12 protein-coding genes are annotated in these 15,454 nt (G+C 68.3%); 10 read left to right on the plus strand and 2 right to left on the minus strand.

What is annotated here, in order from left to right; all coding sequences use genetic code 11:
* The first annotated feature begins 129 nt into the window (after positions 1–129).
* From rpmF to ACFWXQ_RS07720, 3 genes are all read left to right on the plus strand, one after another.
* Positions 130–300 carry a 50S ribosomal protein L32 gene (gene rpmF, locus ACFWXQ_RS07710; RefSeq protein ID WP_359730005.1) on the plus strand — a complete coding sequence of 57 codons (171 nt, stop codon included), beginning with the start codon at positions 130–132 and terminating at the stop codon, positions 298–300.
* Between the two features lie 6 nt (positions 301–306).
* Entirely contained in the window at positions 307–1,479 is a 1,173-nt protein-coding gene (locus ACFWXQ_RS07715; RefSeq protein WP_383938236.1) for a GTP-binding protein, read from the plus strand.
* A 189-nt stretch (positions 1,480–1,668) separates the two neighbouring features.
* Positions 1,669–2,298 carry a TetR/AcrR family transcriptional regulator gene (locus ACFWXQ_RS07720; RefSeq protein ID WP_383938233.1) on the plus strand — a complete coding sequence of 210 codons (630 nt, stop codon included), beginning with the start codon at positions 1,669–1,671 and terminating at the stop codon, positions 2,296–2,298.
* 28 nt (positions 2,299–2,326) lie between these two features.
* On the opposite strand, the gene ACFWXQ_RS07725 is transcribed toward ACFWXQ_RS07720, so the two are convergent.
* Both ACFWXQ_RS07725 and ACFWXQ_RS07730 read right to left on the minus strand, forming a co-directional pair.
* The gene (locus tag ACFWXQ_RS07725) at positions 2,327–3,145 is read right to left on the minus strand and encodes a class II aldolase/adducin family protein (RefSeq protein WP_383938267.1); all 819 of its coding nucleotides are present in this window, start codon (positions 3,143–3,145) and stop codon (positions 2,327–2,329) included.
* 70 nt (positions 3,146–3,215) lie between these two features.
* Positions 3,216–4,745 (minus strand): aldehyde dehydrogenase family protein, encoded by a 1,530-nt coding sequence (locus ACFWXQ_RS07730; RefSeq protein ID WP_386267771.1) that lies wholly within the window; start codon positions 4,743–4,745, stop codon positions 3,216–3,218.
* Between the two features lie 130 nt (positions 4,746–4,875).
* Between ACFWXQ_RS07730 and ACFWXQ_RS07735 the strand changes: the two genes are divergently transcribed.
* The 7 genes from ACFWXQ_RS07735 to ACFWXQ_RS07765 all read left to right on the plus strand — a co-directional run bounded on the left by ACFWXQ_RS07735 (position 4,876) and on the right by ACFWXQ_RS07765 (position 15,442).
* Positions 4,876–5,859 carry an SMP-30/gluconolactonase/LRE family protein gene (locus ACFWXQ_RS07735; protein WP_383938227.1) on the plus strand — a complete coding sequence of 328 codons (984 nt, stop codon included), beginning with the start codon at positions 4,876–4,878 and terminating at the stop codon, positions 5,857–5,859.
* A gap of 164 nt (positions 5,860–6,023) precedes the next feature.
* On the plus strand, positions 6,024–6,827 hold the full coding sequence (locus ACFWXQ_RS07740) for an SDR family NAD(P)-dependent oxidoreductase (RefSeq protein WP_383938224.1): 804 nt from the start codon (positions 6,024–6,026) through the stop codon (positions 6,825–6,827).
* Between the two features lie 81 nt (positions 6,828–6,908).
* Positions 6,909–8,162 carry an amino acid deaminase/aldolase gene (locus tag ACFWXQ_RS07745; RefSeq protein WP_383938220.1) on the plus strand — a complete coding sequence of 418 codons (1,254 nt, stop codon included), beginning with the start codon at positions 6,909–6,911 and terminating at the stop codon, positions 8,160–8,162.
* A gap of 56 nt (positions 8,163–8,218) precedes the next feature.
* Positions 8,219–9,508, plus strand: coding sequence for an MFS transporter (locus tag ACFWXQ_RS07750; RefSeq protein WP_383938217.1), 1,290 nt, complete (start codon positions 8,219–8,221; stop codon positions 9,506–9,508).
* 45 nt (positions 9,509–9,553) lie between these two features.
* Positions 9,554–10,909, plus strand: a complete 1,356-nt coding sequence (locus tag ACFWXQ_RS07755) for a D-arabinono-1,4-lactone oxidase (protein ID WP_383938214.1) — start codon at positions 9,554–9,556, stop codon at positions 10,907–10,909.
* Between the two features lie 245 nt (positions 10,910–11,154).
* A complete protein-coding gene (locus ACFWXQ_RS07760; protein WP_384089404.1) occupies positions 11,155–11,949 on the plus strand; it encodes a FadR/GntR family transcriptional regulator in 795 nt (264 codons plus the stop codon).
* A 280-nt stretch (positions 11,950–12,229) separates the two neighbouring features.
* Positions 12,230–15,442: a discoidin domain-containing protein gene (locus ACFWXQ_RS07765; RefSeq protein ID WP_383938264.1), complete on the plus strand. Its 3,213-nt coding sequence runs from the start codon at positions 12,230–12,232 to the stop codon at positions 15,440–15,442.
* Positions 15,443–15,454 lie beyond the last annotated feature (12 nt).

Below are 15,454 nucleotides of genomic sequence, written 5' to 3' on the forward strand. Positions count from 1 at the left end.
GCAACCGGCCGCGCGACACCCTCGAAGGGGTTCGGTGCAGTACCCGCACGTCACAAGGCTTGCATCAATTGCTAATGGGATCCATTTTCATATAGCGTCGGTCGTGCTCGCCCACCAAGGAGGACCGACATGGCCGTTCCCAAGCGGAAGATGTCCCGCAGCAACACCCGTCACCGCCGCGCTCAGTGGAAGGCGGCGACCTCGCAACTCGTGCCGGTCACGGTCGACGGGGTCGCCCAACTCGTGCCCCAGCGGCTGGTCAAGGCGTACGAGCGCGGGCTGCTGCGCCCCGAAGGCTGACCGGACATGAGGTTCGACCGACTGCCCGTGACCGTCCTGTCCGGATTCCTCGGCGCGGGCAAGACCACCCTGCTCAACCACGTCCTGGGGAACCGCGAAGGCCTGCGCGTCGCGGTCATCGTCAACGACATGAGCGAGATCAACATCGACGCCGCCCTGGTGCGCGGCGGTGAAGCCGCCCTGTCGCGGACCGAGGAACGACTGGTCGAGATGACCAACGGCTGCATCTGCTGCACCCTGCGCGACGATCTGCTGGAGGAGATCGACCGGCTGGCCCGCGAGGGCCGCTTCGACTACCTCCTCATCGAGTCCAGCGGCATCTCGGAACCGATGCCGGTCGCCGCCACGTTCGCCTTCGCCCGTGACGACGGCGCCACCCTCGGCGACCTCGCTCGCCTCGACACCATGGTCACCGTCGTCGACGCGGCGAACTTCCTGCCCGAGCTGACCAAGGGCGACGAACTCGTCGATCGGGGCCTGGACCAGTACGAGGACGACGAACGCACGGTCAGCGACCTGCTGATGGACCAGATCGAGTTCGCCGACGTCATCGTGCTCAACAAACTCGATCTCGTCGACGAGGATGCCGCGGCCCGGCTCCGGGCAACGCTCAGCCGCCTCAACCCCGTTGCCCGGATCGTCCCCGCCGTCCATGGCCGGGTCGAGCTGGGCGCGGTGCTCGGCACCGGACTGTTCGACCTCGATCGCGCCCAGCAGGCACCGGGCTGGGTCATGGAGCTCAACGGCGACCATGTCCCCGAGACCGAGGAGTACGGCATCTCCTCGACCGTCTTCCGCTCCGAAGCACCGTTCCACCCGGGCCGGTTGTGGTCGTTCGTCACCGGAGAACTCGACAGTGGTGCCTTCGGGCAGATCCTGCGCTCCAAAGGCTTCTTCACCCTCGCGAGCCGCCCGCATGTGACGGGCCTGTGGTCGCAGGCCGGCTCCGTCGCCCGCTTCGAGCCCTCCGCCGCCCGCGACACCGACGGACCGAGCGGCCAGGAACTCGTCTTCATCGGCACGCATCTGCACGCCGATGCTCTCCACTCCGCGCTGACCGACTGCCTCCTCGCCGACGGCGAGCGCCTGCCGACCGGCGACCCGTTCCCCGCCTGGGACACCTACGGCATCGACGACACCTGCGAGCACGAGCACCCCGAACTCGTGGCCGGGGCCTGAGAACCCCGGGTCGGGCAGTGGACGCAGCCACGGCACTGCCCGACCCGGAACGGATGCCGGACCCGTTGCCGTTGCCGTTGCCGTTGCCGTTGCCGTTGCCGTTGCCGCCAGATGTTGGTCGACCGTCCAAGACGCTGCGATAAGCTGAGAGGGACACCCATTCCGTTCTCGAAGCAGGAAGCGAGCCAGATGTCTCGTATGGCAGCGAAGGACCGGCGCGAGGAGCTGATCGCGGCGGGGTTTCGGGTGATGATCCGCGACGGAGTCACGAAGGCGACCACGCGCGCGATCGTCAACGAGGCCAAAATGCCGCTGGGCGTCTTCCACTACTGCTTCAAGTCGCGCGAAGAACTGCTTCAGGAAGTCCTCACCCGCTTCACCGACAGCACGGTGGCCGCAGCCCGGAAGACGTTCGAGGGAGAGGGCGACCTCGAATCGCGTATCACCAAGAGCCTGAGCGCCTTCTGGGGCACGGTCGAGCTCAGTCCGGGAGAACACCAGGTCAGCTATGAACTGACGCACTACGCCCTGCGCCAGGCCGGGTTCGAGGACCTGGCCCGACGTCAGTACCAGCACTACCGGGAAGTCCACCAGGAACTCCTGGAGGAGGCCGCCAAGGGCGCGGACATCGAGTGGGCCGTGCCCGTTCCGGTACTGGCCCGCTACCTCAACGCGGTACTTGACGGCGTCACCCTGAACTGGCTGGTCGACCGGGACAGCGAGCACAGTCGCGAGGTCCTGCGGCTGACGGGCGACCACCTCTTGACGCTGGCCCGCGAGCGACCGCGGCCGGCAGCAGAGCGGAGCCCGGCGTCGTAGTCGCCGTCGCGGTCACCGCTGGACTCGCCTACTGGAACAGATCGGGCTCTTCCGCGGTGATCTGATCCCAGAGCGGGCGGAACTGAAACCAGCCCGGCAGCGCACCGGAGATCTGGTCGCGGACCATCCGTGCCGTCTCGCCATCGATGAGATGCGGCTCTCTGGCGGCCATGGCCAGCAGCTGGGCCTGGCAGGAACGCTCCATCGTGATGAAGTACCAGGCCGCCTCGGCGACGGACGACCCGACCGTGAGCAGTCCGTGGTTCCGCAAGACGACCGCCTTGCCGTCGCCCAGGGCCACGCCGATGCGCCGGCCCTCCTCGGTGTCGTTCACCACGCCCCGGTAGTCCGAGTAGATGCCGTGGTCCTCGTAGAAGGCGCAGGCGTCCTGGGTGATCGGCTGCAGCGGGACGCCGAGGCTGGAGAACGCCTTGCCGTGCACGGAGTGGGTGTGCGCCGCCGCGACCACGTCCGGCCTGGCCCGGTGCACCTCGGAGTGGATGCAGAACGCGGCGTTGTTCACCGGGCGCCTGCCTTCCAGGAGCGTGCCGTCGTGGTCGACGAGGATCAGGTCGGAGACGCTGATCTGGCTGAACGACATGCCGAAGGGGTTGACCCAGAAGGCCGACGGGTTCTCGGGGTCACGGGCCGTGATGTGTCCGGCCACGCCCTCGGAGAAGCCGAAGCGGGCGAACAGCCGGAAGGCGGCGGCGAGTTCCTGCTTGCGCACCTCGCGCTCCTGCTCGAAGCTCAGGTTCTGCTGGGGCAGCGGCAGGGAGACGCCTTCGGGCAGGGTGGCGACGGAGGCGTGCGCGGGCGTCGCGGGCGCCTCGGGAATCGTGGACATCTCGGGTGTCGTGGTCATGGTCTGGCCTCTCGAAGGTCTGGCAGGTGGGTGAACAGCGGGACGCGAACCGCTACTTGGCACGGCCGCGCAGACCGCGCACGCCGGCGCCGTACATGACGTCCACCAGGCGGAGGATGAACCGGTACGCCGAGGGCTCGTACGGGATCATGTGCATGTCGCGGCGCATCGGGAACCGGTTCGCGCTGATGGCCTGGAGCCTCGTGTACTTGAGGAATCCCTCGGCCCCATGGCGGACGCCGAGGCCCGATTCCTTCCAGCCGCCCATGGGCAGACCGAGGGCCATGTAGTTGGTCTGGGCGTCGTTGATGGTGACGCAGCCGGCCTCGAACCGTTCGGCGAGGCGGCGGGCGCGCTTCATGTCCGACCCGATGATCGAGGCCTGCAGCCCGTACTGGCTGTCATTGACCAGCCGGAGTGCCTCCTCGGCGTCGGCGACCTTCATCACGGGCAGAGTGGGGCCGAAGGTCTCCTCGCGCATGCACTTCATGCTGTGGTCGACGTCGACGAGCAGCGTGGGTGCGAAGAACCGGCCGGGTCCGTCGGAGGCCTGCCCTCCGACGAGTACGCGGGCGCCCTTGCTCACCGCGTCGCCGACATGGTCCTTGATGACCGCCAGCTGGGGAGGGAAGGTGACGGCACCGACGTCGACGCTGCCGAGCCCGGCCGGCCTGCCCGAGGTGACCTGCTCGAACCGTTCATGCAGCAGGGCGATGTACGCGTCGTACACCGGCTCCTCGACGTAGACCCGCTCCACCGAGGTGCACATCTGGCCCCCGTTGGACAGAGCCCCCTGGATCGTGACGCTGACGGCCCGCTCCAGGGAGGCGTCGGCGAGGACGACCAGGGCGTCCTTGCCGCCCAGCTCCAGTGAGCAGGGGATGAGACGCTCGCCCGCACGGGCCGCGACCAGGCGGCCGGTCCTGGTCGAGCCGGTGAACATCACGAAGTCGACGGTGTCCACGACCGCGCTGCCGGTGGCCCCCGCGCCGGTGACGACCTGGAAGACGTCCTCGGGCCAGCCGCACTCACGGGCCATGCGCTCCATCAACAGCGCGGTCAGGGGCGTCTGTTCGGAGGGCTTCAGGACGACCGCGTTGCCCGCGGCGAGGGCGGGGATGGCATCTCCGAAGGAGTTGAGCAACGGGTTGTTCCACGGGCCGATGACTCCGACGACACCTCGCGGCACCCGCCGCGTGTACATGCCGCGGCCGAGGACGAACGGCGAGAGGGAGCGGACTTTCGTGGTGGCGAGCAGGCCGCGGGCATGCTTCGCCCAGTAGGCGAAGGCACTGGCGCAGTAGACGATCTCGACGATCGCGTCCTCCTCCGCCTTGCCGTTCTCCTCGACGATGAGGTCGGCGATCTCTTCCCGGTGGGCCAGGAGCCAGCGGCGGCCCCGCGCGAAGAACTCGGCGCGGGCACGGGTGTCCAGCCCGGCCCAGCCCTTCTGCGCCCGCCGGGCGCGCTCCACCGCCTGCGCCACCTCTTCCGCGGACGTGTCGGACACCTCGCCGACCACCGCTCCGGTGGCGGGGTTGTCCACCGCGATGCGTGCGGCCGTCGGGGGGCCGCCTGTCATGAGCGCTTGATTCTGAGCCACGGAAACTCCCCACCGGAACGTTGACTTCTCTTCACTCAGAATGAGACGGTCAGTCGTACAAGTCAAGCGTCTTGTACGAGCGTCCAAGTAGACGCGAAGGAGCGGTCGGATGAACGGTCGGACGAAGAGGACGGCATCGGTCGCACTGAGCGGCCTGGGCGTTCCCGAGTCCCTGCGCTGGCACCAGGGAGCCCTGTGGTTCTCGGATCTCGCACACGGGACAGTGCACAGATGGGACGGCACCGCGGAGCCGGAGACAGTGATCGAGGTCCCCGGCCGGGCCGGCGGGCTCGGCTGGCTTCCCGACGGCCGCCTGCTCGTCGTATCCATGGACGGGGGCCGCGTCCACCGCCTGGAGGCCGGGGGCGAACTGGTCGAACACGCCGATCTGCGCCACATCGTCGGCGGCCCGGTCAACGACATGCTCGTCGACCCCGAGGGGCGCGCCTATGTGGGCAACTTCGGCTTCGACTACCACGCCCACTCCCGCGAGCACCCGAACTCCATGCTCTACGCGCCGCCCGGCCCCCCGAGGGCCCCGATCGCCTGCCTGGCGCCGAACGGGAGCCTGCTCGGGCTGACGGATCCCCTGCTCTTCCCGAACGGGACCCTGCTCTCCGCCGACGGCAGGAGCGTGATCGTGGCCGAGACCCTGGCCATGCGGCTTACCGCCTTCTCCAGGAACCCCGACGGCTCCCTGACGCGCCCAGAGCCGTGGGCGCCCCTGATCTCGCCGCTCCTGTGGCGTCTGGTGAACCACCCGAGGACGGTCGGCCGCATCACGCGCAGGATCTCGGCACTGCTCGACCACCCGGCCGTCTCGAAGCGCTCCTCGTCCCCGATCGCACCGGACGGCATCGCGTGGGACGCCGACGGCACGTCCATCTGGGTCGCGAACGCTCTTCGAGGTGAGTGTGTGCGCGTCGCCCACGGTGGCCGGGTCCTGGACCGGGTCGCCACGAGCCAGAACACCTTGAGCTGCCTGATGGCCGGACACGACGGGCGCACCCTCTTCGCCGCCACCGTCCCGACGGACGACCCCGTCCGCGCCGCCGAGCTCAACGGCGGCCGCATCGAGATGGTGCAGCTGTAAGCCTCTGCCCCTACCTCCGCCCCTGGGTAACAATCCAGGAGAACTCCACTTGAACAATTGACTTGGACAGATGACCAGGAGAATCTGAGGCCATGTCTCAACCATCCGAACCATCCAGGCCCTCCAAGCCCGCCAGACCCTCCGAAGAAGGCAAGGTCCTTCTCGTGACCGGCGCCGGAGGCGGCATCGGAGCCGCCATCGCGGAGCTGGCGATCACGCGCGGCCATCGCGTCCTGCTGACCGACGTGGACGAAGAGGCCGTCCTGGCCCGAGCCCACTCCCTGGGCGAGCGGGCCGCCGCACACACCCTGGACATTCGCAGTCCCGCGGACTGGAGCAGGGCCTTCGACGCGGCTCAGGCGCGATTCGGGGTCGTCGACGTACTGGTCAACAACGCCGGCATCACCCACACCGGACTCGCCCGCGATCTCCGTCCCCAGCAGCACCGCGACATCGTCGAGATCAACCTGCTGGGCACAATCACGGGGGTCTGTACGGCGCTGGAGCGCATGACAGCGCAAGGCCACGGTCACATCATCACCGTCTGCAGCATGACGTCGTTCCTGCCGCTGCCCGGCTACGCCACCTACGGCGCCACGAAGCACGGCCTTCGGGCCTTTCACCACAGCGTCGCGATCGAGGAACGCGACCGACCGCTGGACTTCACGATCGTGCATCCGCCATCCACCCGCACCGGCATGCTCGACCAGGAGATGGCCGACCCCTCCGCCGCCATCGCCTTCGCGGAGAAGTCCTACGCCCCGGAGCAGATCGCCAAGGCGGTCGTCGACGCCATGACCGCCAAGCCGGTCGAAGTGGTGTTCCCGCCGCTCGCCGGACGCTTCCAGCGGATCGTCGGAGTCTTCCCCCGGCTGATGCGCCGCGCCATTCCCATCGTCGAGGCCCAAGGCCGACGCCGACGGGACAAACTGCGCTCTGCTCAGGGAGTCCCGGCCTCCGGGAACTGAGAGGGCTTCCCCTACCCGCTTCCGCAAAGACCTCCCAGAAAGGGTGCGGATATGAATACGCACACGACGTCCCGACCGGACATGAGAAACGCGGACGCGAGAAACCCGGACGCGAAGAGGGCCATATCCGCTGCCGCCGGGCCGAACGAGGCCCGGATGATCCAGCTGAACAGGGCGACCGAGCACCTGGACCCGCCGTTCGCCGTCGTGGACCTGGACGCCTTCGACGCCAACGCCGCGGAACTGGCACACCGGGCGGCGGGCCGGGCGACCATCCGTCTGGCCAGCAAGTCGGTCCGCAGCCGCGAGCTGATCGGTCGTGCCGCCCGGCGTGAGGGGTATCGGGGAATCCTCGCCTTCACCCTGCCCGAGGCCCTGTGGCTGGCCGAGGATCACGAGGACGTGGTGATCGGGTATCCGACGACGGACCGCACCGCGCTGAAGCGGCTCGCCTCGGACGAGCGCGCGGCGTCCCGCATCACCCTCATGATCGACTCGATCGGCCAGCTGGACTTCGTCGACGAGGTGGTGGGCGCCTCCCGCCCCGACATCCGCGTCTGCATCGACCTGGACGCCTCACTGGAACTGGCCGGAGGCCGTCTCCACCTGGGCCCGTACCGCTCGCCGGTGCACTCCCCCCGGCAGGCCGCCGGACTCACCCGTGCCATCCAGGACCGACGCGGATTCCGGCTGGCCGGGCTCATGTCCTACGAGGGCCAGATCGCCGGACTGGGCGACAACCAGCCCGGTTCGCTGCTCAGGCGGGCCGCCATCCGCGCCATGCAGCGCCTCTCCGCCGCCGAACTGGCCGACCGGCGCGCGGCGGTCGTAGCCGCCGTCGAAGCGGTGGCCCCGCTGGAATTCGTCAACGGCGGCGGTACGGGCTCCATCGAGCAGACCTCCGCCGAACACGTCATCACCGAGATCGGCGCCGGATCGGGGCTCTACGGGCCCGGACTCTTCGACTTCTACCGGCGCTTCCGCCCCCTGCCCGCGGCCTTCTTCGTCATGTCCGTCGTACGCCGCCCGGACGCCAGGATCGCCACCGTGCTCGGCGGCGGCTGGATCGCCTCCGGCCCGACCGGCCTCGACCGCCAGCCCACTCTGGCCTGGCCGCGCGGGCTGCGTACGAATCCACGGGAAGGGGCCGGCGAGGTCCAGACTCCGGTCCTGGGCGCCGCCGCGCACGGGATGCGGCTCGGCGACCACGTGTGGTTCCGGCACGCCAAGGCCGGCGAACTGTGCGAACGCGTCAACACACTTCACCTGGTGTCGGGCACGGAGATCATCGACGAGGTCGCGACCTACCGGGGCGAGGGACACGCCTTCCTGTAACCCGTGCTTCCTGCAACCCGTTCCTGAACAGGCCCGTTTCCGCCCCCGGAGGCCGTATGTCCACCGAGTTCCACGCTCAGGCCCCGGTGCCGGTGCCGGCAGCCGCCGCGGCAAAGGCCATCCCGTCAGACGCCGGCCATGCGCCGACCGAGCAGGTCTCCCGTGCCTGGATCACCTTGTTCGGCCTGGTCTGGTTCGGGTTCTGGATGGCGAGTCTCGTACCCCTTCAACTGCTGCTGCCCCAGCAGCTGGAGATCATCGATCCGACGTCCAAGGTCCACAGTTTCGCCGTCGTCAACGCCCTCGCCGGACTGGTCTCGTTGCTCGCCCTACCGGTGTGCGGGGCACTCTGCGACCGCTCCCGAAGCCGCTTCGGACGCAGAAGGCTCTGGCTCGCGGGCGGCGCGCTGTGGTTCGCGGCGGGGCTCGCGATCACCGGGGAACAGACGACGGTGACGGGCATGACCCTCGCGTGGTCGGCGAGCATGCTCGGTCTCAGCGCCGCCACCGCCGGGCTGACCGCCATGATCGCCGACCGCGTCCCCGTCGGCCAGCGCGGGCTGGTGTCCAGCGCGATCTACGGCCCCCAGGCCCTCGGCGTGGTGACCGGCATCGCCCTCGTCTCCGTATTCGCGCTGTCCCCCGCGAGCGGCTACCTCGTCATCGCGGCCCTGCTGATCGTCTGTACCGTGCCGTTCCTCGCGCGCTTCCGTGACACCTCGTACGACGCCGAGCCCGCGCTGAATCTGCGTACGCTGCTCATCTCCATGGGCCGCTCGCTCAGGAACCGCGACTTCGCCTGGGCGTTCGGCGGGCGGCTCCTGGTCAACCTGGCGAACTCCCTGGGCGTCTGCTACACCCTCTACTTCCTGACCGACGACCTGAAGGTCCCCGATCCGGCCGGCAGCCTGCTCGCCTGTACGGCCCTCTACCTCGTGGCCGGCGTCCTGGCCAGCTCCGTCGCCGGAGTGCTGTCCGACCGCCTCGGCAGACGGCGGATCTTCGTCGCGCTGGCGGCGCTGCTCCAGGCGACCTCGGGTTTCCTCCTGGCGAGCTTTCCCAACCTGGGCGTCACGCTTGTGGCGTCAGCCGTCATGGGCGCGGGTTTCGGTGCGTACATGGCCGTCGACCAGGCGCTGATCACCCAGGTCCTGCCCGACGCCGAGAGCCGGGCCCAGGACCTCGGCATCATGAACATCGCCGCGGTCGTCCCGCCCTCGCTGGCTCCTCTGATCGCCAGTTTCATCATCACCTCCGACCGCGGCTATCCGCTCCTGTTCTCCTGCGTTGGCGTGGCCGCGACCGTGGGAGTTCTGCTCGTGTACCGCGTCCGGTCCGTCAAATAGATCCGCTAGATCGGTCAGTTGGATCCACTGGAAGGAAGGAAAGCCGTGGACACGCTCCCCTCCAACGCGCCCCGGCACAGAGCGAATCCGAAGCCGGACCCGAAGCCGGACACCTGGCGGAACTGGGCCGGGAACGTCACCGCCCGCCCGGCCAGAGTCGTCTCCCCCGCCTCGGTGGAGGAGCTCCGCGCCGTCGTTCGCCAGGCGGCCGAGGACGGTCTGCCCGTGAAAGCGGTGGGCAGCGGCCACTCCTTCTCCACCGCCGCCGCAACGGACGGCGTACTGATTCGCCCCGACCGACTCGGCGGCATCCGTGCGATCGACCCGAAGGCCGGCACCGTCACCGTCGAGGCGGGTACTCAGCTCAAGACGTTGAACATGGCCCTGGCCCAACAGGGCCTGTCGCTCACGAACATGGGCGACATCATGGAACAGACCGTGGCCGGAGCCACCAGCACGGGAACCCACGGCACGGGCCGCGCGTCGGGTGCGATCGCGGCGCAGATCCATGGCCTGGAACTGGTGACGGCGGACGGCTCGCTGCTGACATGCTCCGCGACGCAGAACCCGGAGGTGTTCGCCGCGGCGCGCGTCGGACTCGGCGCTCTGGGTGTCGTCAGCGCCCTCACCTTCGCCGTCGAGCCGCTCTTCCTCCTCGCCTCTCACGAGGAACCGATGACGTTCGACACGGTGACGGCAGCTTTCGACGAACTCCACGCGCACAACGACCACTTCGAGTTCTACTGGTTCCCGCACACGGACAACTGCACCACCCTGCGCAACAATCGAACCGTCGGCCCCCACGCCCCGCTGGGCCGGCTCAAGACATGGTTCGAGGACGAGTTCCTCGCCAACAACGTCTTCCAGGCACTCAATTCCGTCTGCCGCACCATCCCCGCCACCGTCCCGGCGATCGCGCGGATCACCAGCCGGGGCCTGTCGGCCAGGTCCTACACGGACATCCCGTACAAGGTCTTCACCAGCCCGCGCCGCGTCCGGATGATCGAGATGGAGTACGCAGTCCCGCGCGAGGCCGTCCTCAACACCCTCCGCGAACTCAAGGCCATGATCGAGCGCTCCGATCTGCGCATCAGCTTCCCGGTCGAGGTCCGCACCACGCCGGCCGACGACATCACCCTCTCCACCGCATCCGGACGTGACAGCGCCTATATCGCCGTACACGTCTACCGGGGCATGCCGTACCGGCGGTACTTCGCGGAAGCGGAGCGCATCTTCGTCGCCCACGAGGGACGCCCGCACTGGGGCAAGCTCCATACCCGGGACGCCGCTTACTTCGCGGACGCCTACCCCGGCTTCGACGAGTTCACGGCACTGCGCGACCGGCTCGACCCCGACCGGCGCTTCACCAACGCCTATCTGCGCAGAGTGCTGGGCGACTGACCCACCCGGCACCTCCGGGAAGGATCTGCTTCATCTGGCAGGCAGGGCCTCAAGGATGGGATCCATTCGGCGTAACACCCTGACAGGAGTGCGTAGTTCATTGCGTTTTGATGGGGTCTCTTCAGGACTCCTGCCTGAAATCTGTCCGACCTCTTCCCAACATGCGGCGGCAGTGCCATATTGGCCACCGTCAATGAATCAGATTAATCCGTGGTGCAAGACCGTGGTGCAAGAGGGGGCTCGCCTTGGGCGACTCAACACAGGCTTCCGGCACGGCAGATGACGCGACGTCACGTCCCTACCGTCCGGGGTACGAACTGGTTGCGGAACAACTGCTGAACTACATCGCCGAGCAGAACCTGCGGCCCGGCGACCGCCTCCCCACCGAACAGGGCCTGGCTCAGATCCTGGGAGCATCCCGCAACGTGACCCGGGAGGCCGTGAAGGTCCTGGCCGCCATCGGTCGGCTCAATGTGCGGCGAGGCGCCGGTATCTTCGTCGCCGCCTCGGTCGGCGGGCTGCTGGACGACGAGCTCTCGCACTTCCGGCCGACCAGCATGGAAGACGTCCGCATGCTCCTGGACTACCGCAAGGTGATCGAGTCGGAGACAGCACGCCGTGCCGCCTCCCACGCCACCCCGATCGAGGTCCGGGCCATCCGGGAGAGCGCGGAGAGCTCCCTGACAGCGGCCACGATGAACGACGTGGACACCTTCGCCAAGGCCGACGCCGCCTTCCACGACTCGGTGGGCGCCGCCTCGCACAACGTGTTTCTGAGGGCGAGCGTCGCCGGCGTGCGGCGCCTGGCATCCCAGTCCGACGTGCTGCTCTTCCACGGTGACGTGCCCGGATCGCTGGAAGTCGCCGCACACCAGCATGTGGCCATAGCGGAGGCGGTCGCCGCGGGGGCGGCCGATCTCGCCGAGCGGCTGATGGTGGAACACATCGCCACCACACAGAGCCAGTTCGAGAAGAAGATTCGCGACCGGCTGTTCAGTTCCGACGCTCACGCGGCCGTTGAGGAACCTCCGGGGCCCTAGCGGAGCGGCAGCACCGAAGCTCCACCAGCCGACCCCGAAGGCCACGGCCCCGTAAACCGGCCGACCCCGAAGGCCGCAGCCCCGTAACCCGGCCGACCCCGCATGTGCCGCAGCACGGCGATCGGGCCGCCCAACGCCCTGACAGTCCCGGTGGACGACCGGGACTCCCAGGTATCAACCTCCCTCAGGCGATTGGATACGTGTGTCTCATCCGTCTGCGCGCAGGCGCGTCTTCGCGCCGCTGCGAAGAAGTCTCACGGCCGCCTTCTCGGTGGCCGCGATGGCAGCCCTGCTGACCGCCGCGCCGGCCCAGGCGGCTCCCCCGTCGCCGGACCTCTATGTCTATGTCTCTCCCACCGGCCGGGACGCGGGCTCCGGCACCGCCGCACACCCCTTCAGGACCCTCGACCATGCGCGGGACCACGTACGCGACGTCAAGCAAAAGGCCAAAGGCGACATCCGTGTCCGGCTCATGTCCGGTACGTACCAGCTCAGCCGCACCTTCGCGCTGACCGGCCGGGACTCCGGCCGCGACGGACACAAAATCGTCTACGAGGCCGCCCCCGGCGCACACCCGGTGATCAGCGGAGGCAAGCGGATCACCGGCTGGGTTCCGGCCGACGGAGCAGGAGGGGTCTACAAGGCCAAGGTGGGCGACATCGACACCCGCCAGCTCTATGTGAACGGCGAGTTGGCGACCCGGGCACGCAGCGGCAAGAACCCCTCCGGCTTCAGCAAGACGTCCACCGGCTACACCTTCACCGACTCCAGTCTCAACGCCTACAAGCGTCCCGCGGACCTGGAGGTCGTCAGCTCCTGGGGCTGGAAGCTGATGCGCTGTTCCGTGCAGTCGATCGCCGACAACAAGATGACCATGCGGCAGCCCTGCTGGAACAACGCCCATCTCCAGCAGGGTCAGGAGATCCAGAACCCGACCTGGCTGGAGAACGCCCGCGAACTCCTCGACACACCCGGTGAGTGGTACCTGGACAAGGGCAAGGGCGAGATCTACTACATGCCCAAGGCCGGCCAGAACCTGTCCACCGCGACCGTCACCGTGCCGCTGGTGCAGGACCTGGTGGACCTCAACGGCACCAGGACCGCCCCGGTCAGCAACGTCTCCTTCCGGGGCATCACCTTCTCCTACTCCACCTGGCTCGCGCCCAGTTCCTCCGAGGGCCTCATCGAGGGCCAGGCCGGTTTCCGGATGGTCGGCAACGACCCCGACTTCGACACGACCCGCCTGAAGTGGCAGAAGACGCCGGGTGCCGTCAATGTCAACTACGGCCACGACATCGCCTTCGAGGGCAACACCTTCACCCATCTCGGCGCGGTCGGACTCAACCTGAACACCGGCACCCAGGGCACCGACATCACGGGCAACGTCTTCCGCCAGATCGCCGCAACCGGCATCCAGATCGGCGGAGTTGTGGTGATCGACGCCCACCCCGACGACCCGCGGGACATCACCAAGAACACCATGGTGGCCAACAACGTGGTCACCAAGGTCGCCGACCAGTACAACGGTTCCGTCGGCATCCTGGCCGGCTACACCGACCGCACCACCATCACCCACAACAAGGTCTACGACCTGCCCTACACCGGCATCTCCGTCGGCTGGGGCTGGGGCCTCACCGACCAGGGCGGCAACAGCAACTACGCCCCGGGGAACCTGAGCGTACCGATCTGGGACACCCCCACGACCAGCCGCGACACCAAGGTCACGGACAACGAGATCTACGACATCATGAAGTCGCAGGCCGACGGCGGTGCCATCTACACGCTGAGCTCCAACCCCGGCGGCCTGGTGTCCGGCAACTACATCCACGGCATCCCGTCGCCCGCCTACGGCGCGATCTACCACGACGAAGGCAGCCGGTACTGGACGAACACGGGTAACGCCCTGTGCGACGTCGCCTACCAGTGGCTGTTCCTCAACCACGGCATGGACATCAACGCCACGGGCAACTTCACCTCCCAGCCCGCCTACTCCGCCCAGGCCAACAGCACGGGCAGCACCACCAGCGGCAACACCACCGTGGACTCCTGCACCCAACTACCGGCGTCCATCATCAACAATGCGGGCCTGCAACCGAGTTACCGCCACCTCGACCCGGGCCCCGACACCACGGACCACAAGGCGCCCAGCAAGCCCGGCACTCCGAGCGCCGTCACCGACTTCCCGACGGTGGCAGACCTCACCTGGACGGCATCCACCGACAACACCGCGGTCACCGGCTACTCCGTCTACCGCGACGGCAAGCTGATCAGCGCCACCGGCAAGACCTCGGTACGTCTTCCGGGCCTGACCGCCGGAAAGACGTACGCCTTCAAGATCACCGCCCGTGACGCCGCCGGCAACGAGTCCCGTCCCAGCCCGACCCTGCACGTCACCATGCCCTCGGGCACGGACCTCGCCCTCAAGAAGACCGTCACCGCCTCGTCGTACTCGGAGGCCAACACCCCTCAGAAGGCGGTGGACGGAGACCTGTCCACCCGCTGGGCCCAGGGCCTGGGCCTGCCCGACCCGTCCTGGATCCAGGTCGACCTCGGTGCGTCGTACGACGTGAACGGCGCGATCACGACCTTCGAAAAGGCGAGCGGGTACAAGTACCGCATCGAGGTGTCACCCGACGAGGTCCACTGGAAGACACTCGTGGACCGCACCGCCGCGAACACCACGGCGGCGACCGACTACGCCCACACGGACGATCCGGTCGCGGGCCGTTTCGTACGACTGACCGTCACCGGCTCCAGCTGGAACGGCGGCAGCATCTACGACTTCCAGGTCTACGGCGCTCCTAGGACCGTCACGGACCATACGGCCCCCACGGCACCCGGGCAGCCCACGGTCAAGCCGTTGCTGCCCGGCCTGGTGGATGTCAGCTGGTCCGCGGCCACCGATGACAAGGGTGTGACCAGCTACGTCGTCTACAAGGACGGCAAGCGGATCGGCGTCACCGACGCAACGACACTGCGGGTCTCCGGCCTGACCGCCGACACGGAGTACTCGTTCACCGTCGTGGCACGTGACGAGGCGCTGAACGCCTCCGACCCGAGCAAGGCGGCTGTTGTCACCACTCCGGCCGACCACGACCTGGCCCTGGACAAGCCGGTCACCGCCTCGTCGTCGTACTCCAACGACCACGCCCCCGAGAAGGCGGTGGATGGGGATCTCTCCACCCGCTGGGCGCAGGGCTCGGGCCTGCCCGATCCGTCCTGGATCCAGGTCGACCTGGGCAAGGACACCAGGGTCTCCAGTGTGGTCACGACCTTCGAGAAGGCCGCCGGCTACAAGTACCGCCTGGAGTACTCCACCGACGGCACGACCTGGTCCGTGTTCGAGGACCACACCTCCCACGCCACCTCGTCGTCGGCCGTCTACTCCTTCGCCGACGAACCCGTCACCGCACGCCACCTGCGCCTGACCGTCACCGATTCCAGCGGGAACGGCGGCAGCGTCTACGGGCTCCAGGCGTACGGCGGCTTCTGAGCACCCGGCTTC

The organism is Streptomyces sp. NPDC058697, assembly GCF_042715345.1.
GTDB lineage: Bacteria > Actinomycetota > Actinomycetes > Streptomycetales > Streptomycetaceae > Streptomyces > Streptomyces liliifuscus.